The sequence below is a fragment of the Candidatus Leptofilum sp. genome, assembly GCF_965223525.1.
Lineage (GTDB): Bacteria > Chloroflexota > Anaerolineae > Promineifilales > Promineifilaceae > Leptofilum.
In genome coordinates, this window is the sequence record NZ_CBDCWX010000004.1 from 796704 (window position 1) to 816311 (window position 19608).

At 50.3% G+C, this 19608-nt stretch carries 20 protein-coding genes and 1 pseudogene; 10 read left to right on the top strand and 11 right to left on the bottom strand.

The features are described 5' to 3' along the window. Nucleotides 1-38: 38 nt before the first annotated feature. A complete protein-coding gene (locus ACOQPM_RS03570) occupies nucleotides 39-1172 on the bottom strand; it encodes a tRNA-queuosine alpha-mannosyltransferase domain-containing protein (RefSeq protein ID WP_420627854.1) in 1134 nt (377 codons plus the stop codon). Between the two features lie 239 nt (nucleotides 1173-1411). Here ACOQPM_RS03570 and iscX point away from each other — a divergent pair, with 239 nt between their 5' ends. From iscX to ACOQPM_RS03600, 6 genes and pseudogenes are all read left to right on the top strand, one after another. Next, entirely contained in the window at nucleotides 1412-1633 is a 222-nt protein-coding gene (gene iscX, locus ACOQPM_RS03575) for a Fe-S cluster assembly protein IscX (protein WP_420627855.1), read from the top strand. Next, nucleotides 1630-2322, top strand: a complete 693-nt coding sequence (locus ACOQPM_RS03580) for an NADH-quinone oxidoreductase subunit B (RefSeq protein WP_420627856.1) — start codon at nucleotides 1630-1632, stop codon at nucleotides 2320-2322. Before iscX ends, ACOQPM_RS03580 begins: the two co-directional genes overlap by 4 nt. Nucleotides 2323-2476: 154 nt before the next feature. Next, nucleotides 2477-2812 (top strand): annotated as a pseudogene (locus ACOQPM_RS03585) (NADH-quinone oxidoreductase subunit C); the annotation flags it as partial. Nucleotides 2813-3019: 207 nt separating this feature from the next. Beyond that, the gene (locus tag ACOQPM_RS03590; RefSeq protein ID WP_420628249.1) at nucleotides 3020-4153 is read left to right on the top strand and encodes an NADH-quinone oxidoreductase subunit D; all 1134 of its coding nucleotides are present in this window, start codon (nucleotides 3020-3022) and stop codon (nucleotides 4151-4153) included. Between the two features lie 120 nt (nucleotides 4154-4273). Then, a complete protein-coding gene (locus tag ACOQPM_RS03595; RefSeq protein ID WP_420627857.1) occupies nucleotides 4274-4930 on the top strand; it encodes a 4Fe-4S binding protein in 657 nt (218 codons plus the stop codon). A gap of 102 nt (nucleotides 4931-5032) precedes the next feature. Beyond that, entirely contained in the window at nucleotides 5033-6106 is a 1074-nt protein-coding gene (locus ACOQPM_RS03600; protein WP_420627858.1) for an Mrp/NBP35 family ATP-binding protein, read from the top strand. Between the two features lie 117 nt (nucleotides 6107-6223). On the opposite strand, the gene ACOQPM_RS03605 is transcribed toward ACOQPM_RS03600, so the two are convergent. From ACOQPM_RS03605 to ACOQPM_RS03615, 3 genes are read right to left on the bottom strand one after another with little or no spacing between them, the layout of a single operon-like run. Continuing rightward, nucleotides 6224-6853, bottom strand: a complete 630-nt coding sequence (locus ACOQPM_RS03605) for a hypothetical protein (RefSeq protein ID WP_420627859.1) — start codon at nucleotides 6851-6853, stop codon at nucleotides 6224-6226. A gap of 47 nt (nucleotides 6854-6900) precedes the next feature. Continuing rightward, nucleotides 6901-7806 carry a hypothetical protein gene (locus ACOQPM_RS03610; protein ID WP_420627860.1) on the bottom strand — a complete coding sequence of 302 codons (906 nt, stop codon included), beginning with the start codon at nucleotides 7804-7806 and terminating at the stop codon, nucleotides 6901-6903. 1 nt (nucleotide 7807) lies between these two features. Beyond that, nucleotides 7808-8416 (bottom strand): hypothetical protein, encoded by a 609-nt coding sequence (locus ACOQPM_RS03615; RefSeq protein ID WP_420627861.1) that lies wholly within the window; start codon nucleotides 8414-8416, stop codon nucleotides 7808-7810. Between the two features lie 233 nt (nucleotides 8417-8649). On the opposite strand from ACOQPM_RS03615, the gene ACOQPM_RS03620 reads away from it, so the two are divergent. From ACOQPM_RS03620 to glp, 3 genes are read left to right on the top strand one after another with little or no spacing between them, the layout of a single operon-like run. Next, nucleotides 8650-9597 carry a PSP1 domain-containing protein gene (locus ACOQPM_RS03620; RefSeq protein ID WP_420627862.1) on the top strand — a complete coding sequence of 316 codons (948 nt, stop codon included), beginning with the start codon at nucleotides 8650-8652 and terminating at the stop codon, nucleotides 9595-9597. Beyond that, complete coding sequence (locus ACOQPM_RS03625; RefSeq protein WP_420627863.1) at nucleotides 9590-10195, top strand: HDIG domain-containing metalloprotein; 606 nt, start codon at nucleotides 9590-9592, stop codon at nucleotides 10193-10195. Before ACOQPM_RS03620 ends, ACOQPM_RS03625 begins: the two co-directional genes overlap by 8 nt. Nucleotides 10196-10221: 26 nt before the next feature. After that, the gene (gene glp, locus ACOQPM_RS03630; RefSeq protein ID WP_420627864.1) at nucleotides 10222-11487 is read left to right on the top strand and encodes a gephyrin-like molybdotransferase Glp; all 1266 of its coding nucleotides are present in this window, start codon (nucleotides 10222-10224) and stop codon (nucleotides 11485-11487) included. A 52-nt stretch (nucleotides 11488-11539) separates the two neighbouring features. On the opposite strand, the gene ACOQPM_RS03635 is transcribed toward glp, so the two are convergent. The 3 genes from ACOQPM_RS03635 to murJ all read right to left on the bottom strand — a co-directional run bounded on the left by ACOQPM_RS03635 (nucleotide 11540) and on the right by murJ (nucleotide 15357). Then, nucleotides 11540-12319: a S1 RNA-binding domain-containing protein gene (locus tag ACOQPM_RS03635; protein ID WP_420627865.1), complete on the bottom strand. Its 780-nt coding sequence runs from the start codon at nucleotides 12317-12319 to the stop codon at nucleotides 11540-11542. A 233-nt stretch (nucleotides 12320-12552) separates the two neighbouring features. Then, on the bottom strand, nucleotides 12553-13620 hold the full coding sequence (gene recA, locus ACOQPM_RS03640; RefSeq protein ID WP_420627866.1) for a recombinase RecA: 1068 nt from the start codon (nucleotides 13618-13620) through the stop codon (nucleotides 12553-12555). A 201-nt stretch (nucleotides 13621-13821) separates the two neighbouring features. Beyond that, nucleotides 13822-15357, bottom strand: coding sequence for a murein biosynthesis integral membrane protein MurJ (gene murJ, locus ACOQPM_RS03645; protein ID WP_420627867.1), 1536 nt, complete (start codon nucleotides 15355-15357; stop codon nucleotides 13822-13824). 50 nt (nucleotides 15358-15407) lie between these two features. Here murJ and ACOQPM_RS03650 point away from each other — a divergent pair, with 50 nt between their 5' ends. Beyond that, entirely contained in the window at nucleotides 15408-16520 is a 1113-nt protein-coding gene (locus ACOQPM_RS03650) for a glycosyltransferase (protein WP_420627868.1), read from the top strand. 13 nt (nucleotides 16521-16533) lie between these two features. Here the strand turns inward: ACOQPM_RS03650 and ACOQPM_RS03655 are convergent, their stop codons facing one another. From ACOQPM_RS03655 to ACOQPM_RS03670, 4 genes are read right to left on the bottom strand one after another with little or no spacing between them, the layout of a single operon-like run. After that, complete coding sequence (locus ACOQPM_RS03655; RefSeq protein WP_420627869.1) at nucleotides 16534-17013, bottom strand: nitroreductase/quinone reductase family protein; 480 nt, start codon at nucleotides 17011-17013, stop codon at nucleotides 16534-16536. Between the two features lie 30 nt (nucleotides 17014-17043). Beyond that, complete coding sequence (locus tag ACOQPM_RS03660; RefSeq protein WP_420627870.1) at nucleotides 17044-18579, bottom strand: trimethylamine methyltransferase family protein; 1536 nt, start codon at nucleotides 18577-18579, stop codon at nucleotides 17044-17046. Further along, on the bottom strand, nucleotides 18576-19112 hold the full coding sequence (locus tag ACOQPM_RS03665; protein ID WP_420627871.1) for a hypothetical protein: 537 nt from the start codon (nucleotides 19110-19112) through the stop codon (nucleotides 18576-18578). The genes ACOQPM_RS03660 and ACOQPM_RS03665 overlap by 4 nt, the downstream gene beginning before the upstream one ends. A 25-nt stretch (nucleotides 19113-19137) precedes the next feature. Beyond that, nucleotides 19138-19581: a DUF1801 domain-containing protein gene (locus ACOQPM_RS03670; RefSeq protein ID WP_420627872.1), complete on the bottom strand. Its 444-nt coding sequence runs from the start codon at nucleotides 19579-19581 to the stop codon at nucleotides 19138-19140. Nucleotides 19582-19608: the final 27 nt, after the last annotated feature.

Genomic DNA, 19608 nt, shown 5'->3' on the forward strand with positions numbered 1-19608 from the left:
CAATACCCCAAACATTGTTTTGTGCCAAGCAAAAAAACCTAAAGGTTTTGGCAAAGGTTTCTCATGGTATCGTCGTAGATGGGGCTAATTTGCTGCCAGTCAAACCGGGAAACGGCCGTTGCCAACATCTCCTGCACTTTTCTAATCTCATTTAGATGGGTAAGCGCCCACGTTAGTTTGGCTACCAGTTCATCCTCAGACTCATAGAGGCAAGCATCGCGGAATTCGCTCGGGAGCAGCTCCGGGTAGCTCAAGCGGTTGGGCAACAGTGGAAATGTTTGACAATAGATCGCTTCCAGAAGGCTGATGCCAAAAAATTCATGGTGGGCAGTGGATATCGTGAGATCGGCTTGCCACAGAAGGCGACGGTAAGTGGGCAAATCGGCGTGACCCACATGGATAATCTGATCACCCAGTTTTTCTATGGCTTCTTTGAAGATGGACGGCCGTTTGCCATATTGCTGCCCACACAAAGCCAGTTCAAAGGGGTGCTCCGCAGCGGCCACGGCATACAGCGCGGCAAAAAATGCTTCTGGGTTTTTGTCATACTCCCACCGCTGGTTCCACAAAATGAGCGGTACTTTGTTTGGCTGGTATGCCAGATTTTTGCCCTCAAGTCGGCCAAACTGCACCCCAACGGGCAGCATCTTGCTTTTTTGTTGCAGTGTGGCAAGAGCGTTTAGCTCGTTATGCTCTGGAAAATGCTTCAAAAAGTTTGGCAGCGCGGCAAAAAAGCTCTCAAGATGGTATTTGGAATTGAAGAAAACGCGGTCAGCCGCCAGCATAGAAGCAACGTTGATGAATGCGTAATGGTGGTCCCGTTCCCCAAGCTGGCGGCGCATAGGCCCCGAACGGCCGTCTTGCGGCAGTGGGTAGGTAAGCTGATTTTCGTGCATGTAAACGGCCGTGGGAATGCCTGCTGTCTTTCTGCGCGTAAGAGCTAAAAATGTGGTCAAATCCAGCATATCGGTAGCCAAAATTAAATCTGGCTGCACGTTTTGCGCCAAAAACCGACGTGCCAGCGTGATGGCGCCACCGTGCATACGCCACTTCCAGAAGCGGTCTGGCAAAGTATGCAGCTTGATGTTGTGCCGACTGCTTTGCTGCCAGCCTTCAGCCCATGCTTTGTGGCTGCCGCCATGATAGGGAGAAATCAGATCAATACGTAACATAATTTTTGACAACTTTCTACGCCAAAGATACACTAATTGTGAAAAATGTCATAAATAAACTCGCCCCAAAAATGACATTGTAATATACTTAAACTCGGTAAAATAAAGACAGAAGTTGGGAAGAAACACACACCAGTTTTGTTTTTAGATTAAAACGAAAAATATCCCTGTAAACGGCCGTATCTAAAATAATTATACGGACAAGGGTGAGCAAAATCGCCAGACAGGTGACCTACTCGGTGAGTCAACAACCGCACCAACTATATTGGGAATCAACCTACGCTATAACGATGGCGTTAATGGCCCACTTTCCAGCACATAACCCCGAAGATATTGGGCTGGAAGAGCTAGCACAATTGGTAGAATCACTGCCCGGTTTTGACGACGACCCCGCCATGGTAACTGAACGCATTTTGCTGGATATTCAAACCGTCTGGTACGAGGAGGCAACCAATCTATGACTGCTGAAAATTCAGCCGCTGGTTCACCGGAAATTGCTGTCCCCGATGAATTGAGCAACAACGTCGTCATCACCAACATCGCCAAGCTGCTAGACCCAGTTTACAACTGGGGTCGGCGTAACTCTGTGTGGCCCATGGTTTTTGGCCTCGCTTGCTGCGCCATCGAGATGATTTGCACGGCCGCTAGCCGTTATGATCTGGCTCGGTTTGGCATGGAAGTTTTTCGCGCCACCCCTCGCCAATCTGACCTCATGATTGTTTCTGGTACAGTGACGAAGAAAATGGTGCCCACCATCGTTCGCTTGTACAACCAGATGCCAGAGCCGCGCTACGTTCTCAGCATGGGCGCGTGTGCCTCCGGCGGGGGACCCTTCAAAGAAGGGTACAACGTCGTAGACGGCATAGATAAATTTATTCCGGTGGATGTGTACGTACCTGGCTGTCCACCAACCCCGCAAGCCCTCATCAACGGCCTCATTGCCCTGCAAGAGAAAATTGATCAGCAATCTATTGCTACTGTGCCCTGGTACCAAAAGAATGATCCCACCACGGAGTTGGTGCCGGTGCCGGTGCTGGGCCCCGATTTGGTTGACTTGCGTCAACTGGACATCATCAAGGCAGAAGCCGCCAAAGCAAATGAGGCCGCAGTGGTTGAAGCTGCTGAGGCAGAAGCTGAACCGACTGCATAAAGGATTTTCCATGAGTGAAATGATTCTCGATGACCAACCACAAGATGACGGAACGGCCGTAAACCAAAATCCAGTAGAACGCGCCGCCGCCTTGCTAAAAGAACGCTTCCCCGATGCCGTTACCGACGACACCCGTGACGGCTACGCTGGCTTAATGGTTTCTGCTGACAAGCTGGTAGAGGTTGCCACGGCTCTGCGTGACGACATTGGTTTTGATTACTTAAGCAGCGTTACCGGCGTTGACCAAATCAACGATAACAAATTAGAGGTGGTTTACCACACCTACAGCATTGACCAGGGCGGCAGCGGCCTGGTGCTGCACGTGCAGGTAGACCGCGACGACCCTGTTGTGCCCTCCCTCACGCCCATCTGGCCTGGAGCCGACTTTCAGGAACGTGAAGCGTGGGATTTGCTAGGCATCCATTTTGAAGGCCACCACGATTTACGCCGCATTCTCACCTGGGACGGCTTTGATGGTCACCCGCTGCGGAAAGATTGGAAAGAGGTGTTCTTTGAAGAAGAACACAAACCATTTGGCAGCCGCTGGCCCGGTGGTGAAGTGTTCCGGGCAGAAGAGCGTAGCCCCTACGGCAAAAATGTGCAGTATCCAGCAGGCTGGTTGCCCACTGGTGATGAGTACGACGTAGAAACCGAAATGTACACGGGCATTACCTACACTCGTGATGAGCAGTCTGGCATGAAAACCGACAAGCTCACGGTGAATATGGGGCCGCAGCACCCGTCTACGCACGGTGTGTTCCGCATGGTGGTTACGCTAGACGGGGAAACGGTAGTAGACCTTAAGCCAGTGATGGGCTACCTGCACCGCAACCACGAGAAAATCGGTGAGCGTAACACCTTTATCCAAAACCTGCCTTACACAGATCGCCTCGATTACCTTAGTTCTATGAGCAACAATCATGGCTATGTGCTGGCGATTGAGAAACTGCTGGGTTCTGAGGTGCCGGAGCGGGCTGAATGGATTCGTCTGCTCATGGTGGAGCTGACCCGCATTTGTAACCACCTCTGGGCGTTGGGCTTTTTGCTCAACGATTTAGGTGCGTTGCAAACGCCGATGCTCTACTTCTATTTGGAGCGTGAGCTAATTCTGGACTTCTTTGAAGCGGCCGCTGGCTCTCGCATGATGTGCAACTACATGCGTTTTGGCGGCGTGGCCTATGATTTACCAGATTACGTGCGCGACCAGGAAACGATTAGCTTCCTGGAAGAGCTAATTTACGAGCACATCCCCGCAATCTTGGATCAGGGTGACGGCTTGATGACCAACAACGAGATTGTGCGGGCACGAAGCATTGGTGTTGGGGTGCTCTCTCGTGAAGATGCTATTGCCTACAGTGCAGCGGGCCCCGTTATGCGCGCTAGCGGTGTGAACTACGATGTGCGCCGTGCGGAGCCTTACTCATATTACGAAAGTCTGGACTTCGACATCCCGGTGCGCTACAACGGCGATATTTATGACCGTTATCTGATTCGTATGGATGAGATGCGCCAGAGTCTCCGCATTTTGGAGCAGGTGTTGCCGCACATTAAAGCAACCAAAGGTGCGCCGATTATTGATGGCAAGCCGCAATACGCCATTCGGATGCCCAATGCTGGTGAAGCATACGGCCGTGTAGAAAACCCCAAAGGAGAGCTAGGCTATTACGTCACCACCCGCCGCCGCGAATCAAACCCGGATCGATACCATGTGCGTGCCCCCTCCTTCATTAACCTGACGCCGCTAGGCAAAATGTGCGAAGGCCATAAAGTGGCCGATGTGGTAGCAATTTTGGGCAGCATAGATATTGTTTTAGGTGAAGTAGACCGATAAATTGATTTCCTAAAGCAACGATATTGCGTATTTCGTATTCCGTTACGCCCTACGCAATATGCAATATTTTAAGGATTTACTATGTACGGACTAGGCATTCTAAAAGGTATGGCAATCACTATGAAGCATTTTGTAGATTCCTACCTGGACGACATTTTTTGGGCTGCGCGTGGTGGCCGTTATTACAATGATGAAGCATTAAAAGTGCGGCAGGGGCTGAAAGGCAAAGGCGTAAAAACTGTCTTCTACCCGGAAGAAAAGCTGCCCGTGCCAGAGCGGTTCCGCTTTGTGCCTTTTTTGGTCACGGATGATCCGCCTCCCGGCCAAAAGTGGGGCAAAGATTGGTGTACTTCCTGCGGTATTTGCGCCAAGGTGTGCCCGCCCCAATGTATTTGGATTGAGCGTGGTAAATTGCCAAACGGCCGTCCCAAACCAGAACCCAACGAATTTTACATTGACATTGACATCTGCATGAACTGTGGCTTTTGCGCCGAGTTCTGTCCCTTCGATGCCATTAAGCTGGATCACGATTACGAACTAGCGAGCTATGATCGCACCACGGCGCACATTCATGATAAAGAACGTTTGAGCAAGCCATTGAGCTACTGGCGCGAAATTGCACCCCAAAAAGCGGCCGCAGAAGCCGCCATTCGGGATCACGTAGATGAGTTGAAGGCATGGAAGAAGGAACACGGCCGTGATGCTGATATGTCTACAGCGCCGAAGCTTTCTGAAGAACACACCAAGCAACTTATGTATCGTGGGGAATATTATTAGGCCAGTTTTGCCTTTTCTGTTTTGACATTTGTATTGCGTAGTGCGTAGTGCGTAGCTATCTTTTACGCACTACGCACTACGCAATATTTTTTAGGAGTGACTATGTTTAAGCGTAACGAAAATGGGGAAGGGGTGACGGAAACGGCCGTAATGGCTGCCCTCTCCACTGTAATTGAACCTGAACTGCACCGTGATCTTGTTTCTCTCAATATGATTCGCAACCTGGAAATTAAGGGGAATGACGTCACGTTTACTATCATGCTCACCACGCCTGCTTGCCCGCTCAAGGGCAAAATGGAGGCAGATTCACGGGCGGCGTTGGCTAGCATCCCCAGCATTGGCAGCATTACAATTAACTGGGATGCCAACGTGCCTGCCGACCAGCGCATTAAAGACCAATTGGGGCAATCTTTCCGCAACACCATTGCTATTTCCAGTGGTAAAGGTGGCGTTGGTAAATCCACCGTGGCTGTTAATTTGGCAATTGCGCTGGCACAGTCTGGCGCAAGCGTTGGCTTGCTGGATGCCGACATTTTGGGGCCAAACGTGCCCATGATGATGGGCGTTGAGCAGATGCCACCCCCGCAAAACCGCAAAATGACCCCTGCTGAAAGCTATGGGGTGAAATTTATTTCCATGGCTTTTTTGGTGAAGCCGGATCAGCCCTTAATTTGGCGTGGCCCCATGCTGCACAGCGCTATTCGGCAGCTCCTGACGGACGTCTCTTGGGGAGAACTGGATTATCTCATTGTTGATTTACCGCCCGGTACTAGCGATGCTCAGTTGACGCTGGCGCAGGTATTGCCACTTTCTGGCACGGTTGTGATTACCCAGCCCATGCAGGTGGCTGCTTCAGATGCTTTGCGCGGGTTGAAGATGTTTGAGAAGCTGGAAGTGCCCATTTTAGGCGTTGTGGAAAATATGAGCGGTGAATTTTTCGGTACGGGCGCTGGCGAAAAGTTGGCCACAGATTACAATACGGAATATTTGGGCAGCATTCCCATGGATGCGAATGTGCGCCTGGGTGGCGATAGCGGCGAACCCATCGTGGTGGCCTACCCAGAATCTGCTGCAGCAAAAGCTGTGCAGGACGTTGCGGCGAAAGTGGCCGCCCGCGTTAGCGTCTTGACGCTGCAAAAATCAACCAACTTTATTCCGATTGAACTGGTTGGGTAGTTGCCCTGAAGTGATAGTAATTGTTATGCGGACAAGAAGTGGCTGGTTTGTGATCGGGCTTGCTTCTGCCAACTAATTATCGGTTAATAGATTTGCGACGTATTTGGAATAATCTGATCAGGATTCCAACCTCCAACGTTCCCGTTCTAGCACATCCATTATGAAATGGAGTAGATGATCAGGTCTATTCGTGATATTGAAAGCATAATCGGGGATTCCAGGCTCTAAATTGCGGACATAAAAAATTGTCCAACGATAGATCTTTTGATCCCACATCTGCTTAACCATTTCAAGACCAGCATTGGAACCCCCACTTCGTGATATGTCGGAAACCACAACATGATAATCGTACCGCTTTAACAATTTTAATGCTTCAGCGGTATCTTGTGCCAATGTTACATTTACATGAAGAGATCTGAGGATCTTTATTAGTTCCTGGTTGTTTTGTGCTTCATCATCTACCCACAATAATTTTGCGGCATTCAGGACTGGCATTACATGCTGGGCTCGGCTTAGAGCGTTCCACTTATCACCTTCACTTACCGTTATCAGTTGGCGTGAAGTTGCTGCATCAAGATCTTCTTTCAGCAAAGTTATTTCCACTCCTAAAATTTTGAGCCCCGCCAAGCGTGGTAAAATCCGTGTACGGATTGGCTCCCTAAAGATTATGGCAACTGTAATAATGCCAATAGTAGCTAGAGCAGACGGTGCAATACCAATTAGGGCGACTATAACTTCTGTATCCAAAGTACATAACTCCTGGCTAAAACGGTAAATGTGAATTCATAGATTATTTATTCGTTCCAACTACTTCGTAATCTACTCAGATCTTGAACAACATTTCCTGTTACGTTGAGATGATTAGAGAAAACTGTGTCTTGCAAAATACTCATCGCTTGATAAGATTCCACCTCTTTCATTATGACAATAAAACCAACTATATCGAAATCAATAAATTCGACATTTGTATGTACACTAGACCATAAATAGCTGTTTTGTCTAGCGACTTCAAATGAATTGTTATGGTTCTGAACAATTTTACTTAACTCTGCGGCCATATCGCTAATATTGATGTTCTCATTTGCAGGTTGATTTGTAATGAGCATTTCATGAAGCTGACGAGTCAGATTCATATAGGTTCGTACGGGAATATTTTGAGAGCCAATCGGGTGGGCATAATGAGCGCTCAGATTATTAATATGATTTTGAAGTTTACGTTGAAATTCCCTACCGACTGTTTTATGTAAACTCATTGCCATTATGAGATAAGCTTGCTGTGTTGGATTACCTATGGAATTGTTGAAGCGAGCCTGATTTGATTGAGATTCAGAGGTTTGAACATCATTGTTATCTGAAAATAGCATATCTAGTAGAAAAATGTTGTCGAGGAGAATGCGCTTTGAATTGTCATTGGGTTCAAAAAGTGTGGTTAAGTAAAGGCCGTAGGATGAGCCAGAATTGATAAAATCCTTTGCAGCACGTCGCATCAAATTAACAGCCTCTTTATCTTCCCCTTGAATCCATGCCAGTTGAGCTGCATCGTAATAAGCCGTAGCAGATGCTGCTTTGTCAACCCAAAATAAATCTTCTACAGAGGATGATCTATCAGTTAAACTTTCAGCATAGCGAATTAGGAACATCTTTTTACTAGCAACCGACTCAGGGTTGATTCCCAAGCGAGAACTCATATCACTTGCCATATTATATTATAAACTCCCTGAGGTTTGATACAGTATCTGGAGTAGTAAATCCAATATTTTGATATTGCCAAGTAGGTTGCGAAAAGCCAACCTCTGGATCGTATTGCTCAACCCGCTGTATTTGATTTGATGGAATCCTGATTTTGGCAGTTATTTCCCCTTCAAGCTGGTACGGTGAGTATCTCTGATATGTTGTCAGGTCACGAACCTGCTCGCTTAGTCCTTCAACCCGCACAGCAGGTTTTAATCCAGCTATTACCCAGCAGAAAAAGAGAAACCCTGGATGTTGACCATTGCTAGTTGCAAATTCAAGAGCTATTCGCTTTGCAGGCAAAATTCGATTGGTTTGCGTGTAGGCATCCCGCTCAACATTACCGGCTGTCAACGATATGAAAGGCGTTTCCGATCGAACCTGAGCATAATTATTGACATGATGGTCTAGATTCGCCCGGGTTAATTTAGTATCGAACTGATCTATAGGTATGGATGAGTAGGCTCGAAACCAATTGGACAAAATGCCAGAAGTATTAGCAATATAAATTGCTTGCTGTCTGTCAATGCCGGAAGGCATGCTACCATCAATTCCTTTTATAACCCATTGGACAATCACTAAGGCACCTCACAAAACTAGTTGCTGAACTGGTCTTTATGTAAGATTGTAGTGACACTCATTGAAAATGGCAATTCACATATAAATGTGTTCAGGCTAGTTCGAGTACCTAATTTCAGTAGCAGTGGTAATAAATGCCCAGGATATGATAACATAAGTAAATCTTAGAGAATATTTCGCTGCATATTTTGAGGTAGCGTATAAAAATTAGACTACTTTTGCGGAGCAAATAGATGACAACTGTAACGGCAGAACGCACCTCGTTTGTTGGTGTGCGTTTTCAAAAGCTGGGGAAGCTGTACCATTTTAAAATTGGCAAACACCACACAGATGTAGAAGCTGGCGGTTACGTCATTGTAGAAACAAAACGAGGACGGCAACTGGGTCAGGTGATCAGCTTCATTAGCCCGGATCATGTCCATCGGCAGCGGGGTATGCGGACGATTGAGCGCAAGGCCAACCCGCGCGATATGGTGATGAAGCAAGTTTGGGAAACCAAAGAGCTGGATGCCCTGATTACCTGCCGGGAAAAGGCCGCTTCACTCAAAATTCGGGATGCCAAGTTTGTGAAGGCAGAATACAGTTTTGATGGTTCCTGGCTGACATTCCATTACACCACGGAAAACAAGAAGCTGGATGTGAGCAAATTGCAGTCCCTTTTGGGTAGACAGTTCCACACCAAAGTGGAGATGCGCCTAATTGGCCCCCGCGACGTTGCCAAAATTATGGGCGGTTATGGTGCTTGTGGCGCACCACGTTGCTGCTCCACCTTCCTTACAGAGTTTAGCCCCATCTCAATTCGCATGGCCAAGGCGCAGGGCATTTCGCTTAGCCCACAAGAAATTACAGGCATGTGCGGCCGTTTACGCTGCTGCCTGGTGTATGAGTACGAACAGTATGTGGAGGCACGCAAAACGTTGCCCAAGCCCGGTAAGCGCGTAGGCACGCCCTACGGCGAAGGCAAAGTGCGGGATGTGCGGGTGCTGCGGGATTCAGTGCTGGTCTACGTCAATGGCGACTACCATGAAGTGTTTCGCCATGAGTTAGAGCCGTTGGCAGAGCTAGAAGCATTAAAGAAGAAAGCGGAAGCTGGCTGTTCCAAGCACGAGGATGGGGGCTGTGACTGCGGTGCCAAGCGAGGCAGTGCCGATAATCCAGAAAATGGTGGCAAAAATGCCTAATCGCTCTGACGCTTGGGATTTGATGCGTGAGTTTGTGCAAGACAGTGGCTTGCGTCGCCATATGCTGGCCGTGAGTGCGGCGATGGGCTGGTATGCCAATGTGTTGGGTGGAGATGTGGCCACTTGGGAAACGATTGGCTTGCTGCACGATTTTGATTGGGAGATTCATCCTGATTTGGATCGCCATCCCATTGAAGGTGCCAAAATATTGCGGGAGCGGGGTTGGGATGAAGAAACGATCCGGGTGATTTTGTCTCATTACACGGCTGGCACGGGTGTTCCGCGTGAAAAACCGATTGATTTTGCTCTGCTAGCCTGTGATGAAATTACAGGTTTGGTGATTGCCACGACGTTGGTACGGCCGTCCAAAAATATCGCTGAAGTTAAACTAAAATCAATCCGCAAAAAGTGGAAAAATAGCCGATTTGCCGCTGGCGTGGATCGAAACCACGTTGAGGAAGTGACGGCCGATTTCAGCCGGGAATGCTTTGCGGGATCGTTAGATTTGTGGACACACATCGGCAATGTGCTGACGGCAATGCAAGGAGCCGCCGATGTTTTAGACCTGGACGGCCGTCTTGCTTCGCCCGAAGCATAAGACAACTATAATATCGGGATTTCCCCATGAGTAATGCAGAATATTTAACGGTAAAAGAGGCGCTAACGGCCGTTCTCGCTGGCGTGTCTGTTCTTCCGGCAGAGCAGGTGCCCTTGCTAAATGCGCTAGGCCGGGTGCTAGCCGAAGACGTGACGGCGCAAGATAGCTTGCCCCCCTTTGCCAACTCCTCGATGGATGGATACGCGCTGGTAGCGGCTGACCTTGCCGGGGCGACAAAAGAAAATCCGGCGGCGCTGCAAGTGGTGGGGGACGTTGCCGCTGGGGCGGTGCTGGACGTGATGGTGGAACCGGGAACGGCCGTTCGCATCATGACAGGCGCACCCATGCCCCCCGGTGCAGATGCTGTTGTGCCTGTGGAAGACACCAACGAGGCGTGGCGTGACCAGGAACGGTCGTTGCCCACGCAAATCCAGGTCATACGCTCTGTAAAACAAGGGGATTACATTCGCCACCCAGGTGAGGATATTGAAGCTGGGCAAACAATTTTACAAAAAGGACACATTTTACGGCCGCAAGAAGTCGGTGTGCTGGCTTCACTGGGCGTCAGCCAAATTTCTGTCAATCGTCGCCCCAGAGTTGCCATTTTAGCCACCGGTGATGAGCTGCTTGAGGTTGATCAGCCCCTGCAACCCGGCAAAATTCGCAACAGTAACGGGTATACACAAGCCGCGCAAATCCTTGCTTTGGGCGCAGAACCTGTACAGTTGGGCATAGCTGGCGATACAGAAACGGCCGTGCGCCAAAAATTGCAGGCTGGCCTGGATGCAAACGTAGATCTGTTCATCAGTTCTGCTGGAGTTTCTGTCGGAGCATACGACGTGGTGAAAGCGGTGCTGGAACAAGAAGGCAATGTTGGCTTTTGGCGCGTGCGGATGCGCCCCGGAAAACCATTGGCCTATGGCACGTATCATGGTGTTCCCTACTTGGGATTGCCAGGTAACCCCGTGTCGGCCATGGTCTCGTTTGAACGCTTTGCCCGTGCTGCCATTCGCAAAATGGCGGGTCATACTCAACTAGAGCGGCCTACAATACAAGTGACGGTTCAGGATGAGATTGATTCAGACGGCCGTGAAAGCTATATTCGCGCCATTGTGTCCCCAACAGCAGAAGGATTCGTAGCCTCTTTAACGGGAGACCAGGGTTCTCATATCCTAACGTCGCTGGTAAAAGCCAACGCGCTTCTTATTCTGCCTGAAGGTAGAAAAAAGGTTGAACCAGGTAGCCAATTAAAAGCATGGATGCTCGATTGGCCCGAAACCGTTCTTTTATAGCCCCACCTCGCTGCAAAAAAAAGTCCCGAACTCCGGGACTTTACTTACTTTTCTATCCATTGTGCTGTACGTGCAATGTGCGGCTTAGAATATCTTCTTGCTGTTCTCTGCGTTTGCCACGTTTGCGCTTTTTCTTGCCCCCATGCTTTTTAATTCGCACAGGCATTTCTTCACCCATTGCCTGGCGCAAAGCTAACTCCATCGCGGTAGGCATATCTTCTTCAATCTCATCCTCAACTTGGTACACTTCTTGAGGAGTCGCTTCGTTTGTTGCACCTTCTGGCTTTTCTAGCAAATTTTTAATGCTCAAATCAATCCGACGTTTGCGCTTGCTAAATCCCAGTACCTGAACTTGAACCTCAGCGCCAACTGTTAAAACTTCGGAAGGATGTTTAACGTAGTTATGGCTCAGTTCGCTAATGTGAACCAACCCTTCGCGCTCTGCACCAATATCGATAAAAGCGCCGAAATTTTCCAAACGTTTAACAGAACCAGAGTATACCTGGCCTTTATCTAGCTCACTCCACTCAACATCTAGCGGTGGAATCATTGTGACCATAACCTGTTTCCGCTTGGGGTCTACCTTATCTACCCAAACCGAAACCTCATCGCCAACATTTAATACATCAGCAACGCGATTGATATGCTCAGTGCCCATCTGGGAAATGTGAATGAGCGCATTAGTGCCAATGCCTAAATCAATAAAAGCACCGTATAGCTCCAACCGGTTTACAGTGCCTTTAAGCTGCATTTTTGGTTTGAGATCGTTGATGCTAGTCGGCGTGACCTCTGGAGCAGCGGACTCCATTGTTTTCGTGGTTTCTTCACTCATGACAAGATTCTCCTACGCAAAGAACGGCAACCTGCCAATCCTGCGTTTTTTAATGTTAAATTTTCGTAGGTCGTTGGGGACAAATCACAGCAAATTTTGTAGAGTTATGCCCAAAAAAGTGTTTCGATCAATTATAACAAGCCTCAATGTCATGTCAAAAAGAGGCCATAAGCAAAAAACCCCGGTGAATTCGCTCACCGAGGCTCTGGAAAGACCTTGTACTAGAGAAATTTTTAGAAAACAGCGTCCTCAGCCACAGCACCATTGACAGACTCAACGCCTTCAAATTCGGTAGTGGGCAGGCCTGCTTCACGCCGAATGAGGAACTCTAGCTCGTCTAATATCTCTGGATTTTCTGCTAAAAAGACCTTTGCATTTTCGCGGCCTTGTCCAAGAAGCGTTTCGCCATAACGGAAGTAAGCGCCTCGCTTGTCTACCAAGTCAAACGCAACGGATAAATCTAGTACATCGCCGGTAAAAGAAATGCCTTCGTTATACATGATGTCGAATTCGCTTTCAGTGAAGGGGGCTGCTACTTTGTTTTTCTTCACTTTTACGCGGGTACGGTTGCCAATAACCTCACTTCCAGCCTTGATGGCTTGAATGCGGCGAATATCCAGCCGCACGGAGGCGTAAAACTTAAGCGCATTCCCCCCGCTGGTGGTTTCTGGGCTGCCGAACATCACGCCAATTTTGGAGCGAAGCTGATTGGTAAAAATAACGATGGTGTTGGTTTGTTTGATGACACCAGAAAGTTTGCGTAAAGCTTGGGACATGAGACGTGCTTGCAAACCAACGTGTGCGTCGCCCATTTCGCCTTCAATTTCGGCGCGAGGAACGAGGGCAGCGACGGAATCTACAACCACCACGTCCATCGTGCCAGAGCGGATGAGGGCTTCGGCAATTTCCAGGGCTTGCTCGCCAGTATCTGGCTGGGAAACGTACAGATCATCAATGTTGACGCCGATTTTTTCGGCGTAATTGGGATCGAGGGCATGTTCCATATCTACGAAGGCACAGATGCCGCCACGCCGTTGAGCTTCGGCAATGACGTGCTGGCAAAGGGTTGTTTTACCAGATGATTCCGGGCCATAGATTTCGATAACACGGCCACGGGGAAGTCCGCCGACGCCCAGGGCAATATCTAGTGAGAGGGAGCCAGTGGGGATTGTTTCTACTTGCAAGCTGTGGGCTTCGCCCAAGCGCATGATGGTGCCTTCACCAAACCGTTTGGTGATGGAGTCGAGGGTTTTTTCTAGGGTGCTGGTACGGCCGTCTCCATTTGCTGATTTCTTTGCCATGAGAACTCTCCTTTTGTTTCCAACGCAGCGTTAATGATGGCTGCTTGCAATAATGGGCAGCAGAAAAACTGCATTGGTTTATTGATATGGTTGGGGTAAGACAGAACAGAGTTTAGCACGAACGTTCTAATTCGTCAAGGTTGAATCTTAGTTTTTGAACATTTGTTCAAATTATTAACTTCAATGGCCCGATAGCTTAAATTATGCAGGCCGCTTGCGAATCAATCGGAGCAGTGCGGGAATTTCTTGGCCGCCAAGCAGCAAGTTGAGGGCAATGTAGCTGGCAACGGCAACAGAGCCGCCAACGAGTAAAAAGAGGAATGTGCTGCTGATGAATTGTTGCACGACGAGGATGAGTAGGGTGAGCACGGCCGTTCCTGCCAAAGCGCGCCCCAGAACCGGAAAAAGCGGCCGTATTGCCAGCTTATTGAGCCAAAATAGAACCGCTGATAGCAGCGTGAACGCCACCGTGCTGGCCAGTGCCAGCCCCACGACTCCCATGCTGCCTACAAACGCATACGCCAGTACCACATTCACCACCAGCCAGCCAAGATAGGCAAACATTGGGATGTGGGTGTTGTGCTGCGCGTAAAAAAGGCGAGCCACAATTTCCAGCGTCGCTTCTGTAACCAGGCGGACGCTAAACGCGAGCAAGACGCTGTAAACCAGCCGCGTGGAGCTGGCATCGAACACCTCGCCCTCCAGCAAAAACGTGATTGCTGGCTCGCCCAGCAGCACCATGAGGGCGGCGGCCGGGATGGTGAGGGTCCAGATGATGCTGAGGGCGTTTACGGCCGTTTCCCGCATCTGCTGAATCTGCCCTGAATTAAACAACTCTGCCAGCGTCGGGAAAATGACCAGGGCGATGGCCGTGCCAAACAACGTTTCTGGAAGCTGCATGAGGGCATAGCCGTAAAAGTAGCCAGAGGTGCTGCCCTCAGGCAGGCCAGACGTGAGGCGAATGATAAACAGATCAGCAAGCTGCACGGTGCCCAGCGTGATGATGCGCGGCCCCATCAGCCGCACAATCTCGCCTACGCCGCTGAGTTGCCACTGGAGCGCAGGCCAATACCCAATGCGGTATTTGATGAGCGCAGGCACCTGAATGAGAATGTGCAAAATTCCGCCAACTACGGTTCCCCAGGCCAAGCCTATAATGCCCAATTGCGGTACGAATAGATACAGTCCCACCACATAGCCAATGTCCAGTGCCAGTGGTGCCAGAGCAGGCAGAGCAAAATGTTGGTGGGCATTTAACATGCTGCTGAGCACACCGCTGATGCCAAAAATAGTGGTTTGGATGAGGATGATTCGCATGATGTCGGCGGTAAGCTGCTGGAGTTCCGGGGAGAAATCTGGCACCAGCAGGACGCGCGTGAGCCACGGGGCAATGACAGCACCTATGGCCGAAACCAGCCCCAGCAGCAAAATAACCAATGTCAGGATGGTATTGCCGAAGGAAACGGCCGTTTGCCGAGACTCATTGTTTAGCGTGTTTGAGTAAACAGGGATGAATGCTGCCGCCAACGAGCCGCCAGCAATCAGCACAAAAAAAAGCTCCGGTAGCTGGTTGGCCGCCGTAAACGCATCAAAATCTGGCGAGGTGCCAAACGCGCCAGCCACCAGCTGCAGCCGAACCAGGCCAGTGATCTTGCCCACTCCCAAGAAGAGAATGACCAACACAGAAGAGCGTAACAAATGGCGGGCGCGGTTCATGCGCGGATTGTATCTTTTCATGATGGAAGCGCAATTAGCCTGAGGATTCATCCGCAGGCTATAATGCGATCATGTTATCGATTATTCATGTTTATAAAGATTATTGGCCCATGATTGGCGGCATTGAAAATCACATAAAGGATTTGGCGGACGCTGAAGCCGCAATGGGTCATGACGTGACGGTTTTGGTAACAAATCCGGGCGGGCAGGCGGCGCGTGAGCAAATAAATGGCGTTCAGGTGATTCGCGCCGCACGGTTAGCAACGTTGGCTTCGACCCCCTTGAGCCTTACGTTTCCGTTCTTGCTAGCGCGACTGCGCCCAGACGTTACACATGTTCATTTCCCGTATCCGGTGGGAGAGATGAGCCAGTGGCTGCTTCGGTGGCAACGGCCGTACGTCATTGCCTACCATAGCGACGTGGTGAAGCAGCAGACAATTTTGCGTTTTTACAATCCGCTTTTGCGACGCGTGTTGGCAGGGGCGTCGCGCATTATCGTTGGTAGCGACAATTACGTGCAGAGTTCTCCGTATTTACGGCCGTTGGCCTCCAAATGTGCCATTGTTCCTTACGCGGTGGATTGGGAGCGATTTGCAGGAGGTGAACCGTTGTTCCCGGCAGACGGCCGTTTCACCCTGCTGTTCATGGGCCGACACCGCTACTACAAAGGCGGCGATGATCTAATTCGGGCGATGGCCCAATTACCTGCGGGGCTGCCTGTGCGTCTCTTATTTGGCGGAGATGGCCCCCTGCGCGGCGAGTGGGAATCATTGAGTCGCCGCTTGGGTGTGCAAGATAAAATCACATTCGTGGGGCATGTGAGCGATGAAACCTTGCCAAACTTCTATGCCAGCGGCGATCTGTTCGTGTTGCCTGCCAACAGCCGCGCTGAAGCGTTTGGCAAAGTGCTGCAAGAAGCGATGGCCGCTGGATTGCCTTGCCTGGCAACAGAGTTAGGCACTGGTACCTCGTTTGTGGTGCAGGATGGTGTGACTGGGCGGGTGGTGCCACCGCAGCAGCCAGAACTGTTGGCGGCAGCTATCTACGAGCTAGCCACCCAGCCGCAGCTTTGCCAGCAATTGGGTCAGGCAGGGCAGCAACGGGCCCAGCGTGAATTTAGCTTGGCGCAGATGGTAGAGAAAGTGCAGGCGGTGTATACGGCCGTTCAGACTAAACAGACCTGATAGGCCGTTTAATTTATAGTGGCGTGAGAATCATTATAGGGATTTCGCGGTCAGTTCTACCCTGATAAATATCATAACCTGAATATTGAGCATTGGCTGTGGCCCATGCTTGCTCTTTTTCTGCCCCCTCCGCTTCATGCGCCACATACGCAACTTCGCCGCGTCCCCGGATGAGGAGCGAGCAGTTTGGGTGCGCCCTGAGATTGTAATACCAGGCAGGATGCTTATGCCGACCCGCATTTGAAGCAACCAAAATATATTTTTCACCCATCGGAGTGGCTAGCAATGGGATTTCCCGTGGTTGGCCACTTTTAGCGCCAGTGCAGCTAAGTAAAACCCCATTATCACGAAAATCAGTTCCAAATCCCGTACTTAGATTGCCATTAGTCCACCGCATGAGCCTTTTATCAATTGGATTGAAAAGGGTCACAATCGCCCAGCCCCCCAGGCGCGTTTTGGCAAAACTATCAATCAGCCGATGGTAAATCTTCATGGTTTCCTCCATGTGGATTTGCATCCAAATTTAATCGTACAGAGCCACATTTTCCAACTCTTTGGCGCGGCGCGTGACGAATTCTTGCAGGGCGGTTTCGATGGCCGGATCGATTGGTGGCCGTTCATACGCTTTTAGCACAGATTGCCAGATTTTGTGGGCACGTTGGGCAGCATCTTTGCCGCCGGCTTCCTGCCAGGTACCAAAGTTGCGCCGGTCATGCAAGAAGTTGGGGTAAAAGGCTGTTTGGTACCGCGCTTGCGTGTGTGCTGTGCCAAAGTGATGGCCCGCTGGCCCGACTTCATCTATGGCGGATAGACCAAACGCATCTTCACTCCACTCAGGGCCATGCAGCATGTGCTGAATCATAGCCAAGTTTTCCACGTCCATGATGAATTTTTCCAGCGAGAAAACCAGCCCGGATTCGAGCCATCCGGCCGCATGATGTACCAGATTAGCATGGGCCAACACACAGGGCCACAATGACCATAAGGATTCAGACATTGCCTGGCCATCTGGCAGGTTGGCCGTGTTGAGGGAGCCGCTGCCACGGTAAGGCAAACCGTAATGCCGTGCTAGCTGCGCCCCAATGAAAAACGCCCAGGCACCCTCAGGTGTGCCAAAGGCTGGTGCACCGCTTCTCATGTCCACATTGGTGGTGAAGCCGCCATATATAGCTGGCGTGCCGGGGCGCACCAACTGTAAGAAGGCAATGCCTGCTAATGCTTCTGCGTTTTGTTGGGCAATGGCCGCTGCCATCGTGACCGGACTCATTGCTCCAGCCAGAATAAATGGGGTGATAACCAAAAATTGCCCGGCGCGGGCAAAGGTAATCATGCCGCCCAGCATTCGGTCATCGTAAACCAAGGGGCTGTTGGCATTGATGATGCCGCCAGTGACTGGGCCCAGCTCTGGCTGTAAATCTGGCCCAAAAAGGATTTTGGTCATTTCTAGCACATCGGTGGGGATGATACGGCCGTGTGACACCCCCATTAGCGGCTTATCAGACAAAATTGTCCCTTGAAAGTGTTGTACCAGATGCTTTTTATACACGGGAACGTCGTGCTGCACCACCACTTGCAGGGGTCCAAAGTGAATAACATTGGTCATTTGTATTAGCTTGGCAATGTTGATCCAGTCTGCCAGCAAGCCGGGGCGACGCCCGCGCTTGAGGTCGTGGGCAAATACGGTGCCCGCCGCCGAAAAGAAGTTGATTGCATTTTCCCCAATGAAGCGATTGCGAACTGGGTTTCGCGCCCGAAAGGTGAAGCTGCTAGGTGCTTGCGCCACCAGCTCGGTAATTAAGCCCCGGTCTAGCCAGACGTGCTGGGTTTTGTGGTCTACTTTGGCTCCAGCTGCTTCCCATAGGGCTATTGCTTCATCATCCAAAAAGCGAATGCCCGTGTTTTCTAGAATCTGCATCGAAGCATTGTGAATTTGTTCAATTTGGTCTGGCGTGGCAATTTGGTATGGGGGCCACGCGTTGCGGATTTCGGATTGGAAGGGAATGTCCAGGTAGGGATTGGTTTGTTGGCGTCTTTTGGGGCGGTTTCGTCGTCGGCTCATTCAGGCTGCTCCAAAAATGGGCGGCTGCTGGCGGCATCTATTTTGTAAGTTTGGCGAATTCTGGCTTTGATAGAGGCAGCTTCTTCCAAATGTGCCTGGGCTAACAAGGCTTGCGCTTCGGCTTGGAATTGTGGGTGCTGGTGGGCTAACGTATAAAAGCCGCTGTATACCCAGGCGCGTACAAATTTACTTTGCGCTTTTAGGCAGCTATGCAGGAATGGATGGATTGAGGAAAGGGCTGTTTCTGGCATCGGCCATTTGGGGAAGCATTGTAGCAGATGGAGCTTAGCATCCCACTGTGTTTGGCTGGGCAACTGGGCGTAAATTTGCTCAAGGATTTCTGGCGGCAACAGGTTGCCAGCGTCGGTGTGATATTTAAGCAGCCAGGTTGCCCCGCTTTGGGTACTTTCTGTGGCAATGAGTAGCAGCAGCACGGGAATGAAGTCTGGCGTTGCCGCTTGGCTTTGATAAATTTCTTCGAGGGGTGCGGCCGTTTTGCCATCCCAAGCAGCGATTTGTTGTTCCAGGGTCATGATGGTTGTGTCAGAAGGGGGCGTGTCACGTTCCGTTTCCTTTGGCGCGCTTCCGTTTTCGGCTGTGATATGTCAGCGCCAGGCTGATGCAGGCTTGCAAGGCATCCAGCGGCAGTGGGTCACGGGCGTCTAGCACGATCGCGCGGTTGCCATCGTAAGTTAGGGTGGGGCATTGCTGCCGGAAGGTGTCAATAAGGTTGGTTTGGCAATGAACGTAAAGCCCAATCTGGTTTTGGGTAACATCATGTGCATCCAGGCGGATGGTGGTGCCAGATTTGGGCTTCACGGTAAGGAAACTGGGCTGATTCCATTTGAGCGTTTCTACAATTTTGCCGACGCCTGGGGTGGAGACGGCCGTTTCCAGCACCAGTGCCCGTAACTCCCATAATTTGCCTTGTATGGGTTGGGGGTAGCGGTTGAAAACGGCCGTTACTTCTGTAAATTGAGTTAAGTTGCTTTTATCGTCCATAAAGCCATTGTATTAGCAATTGCTGAC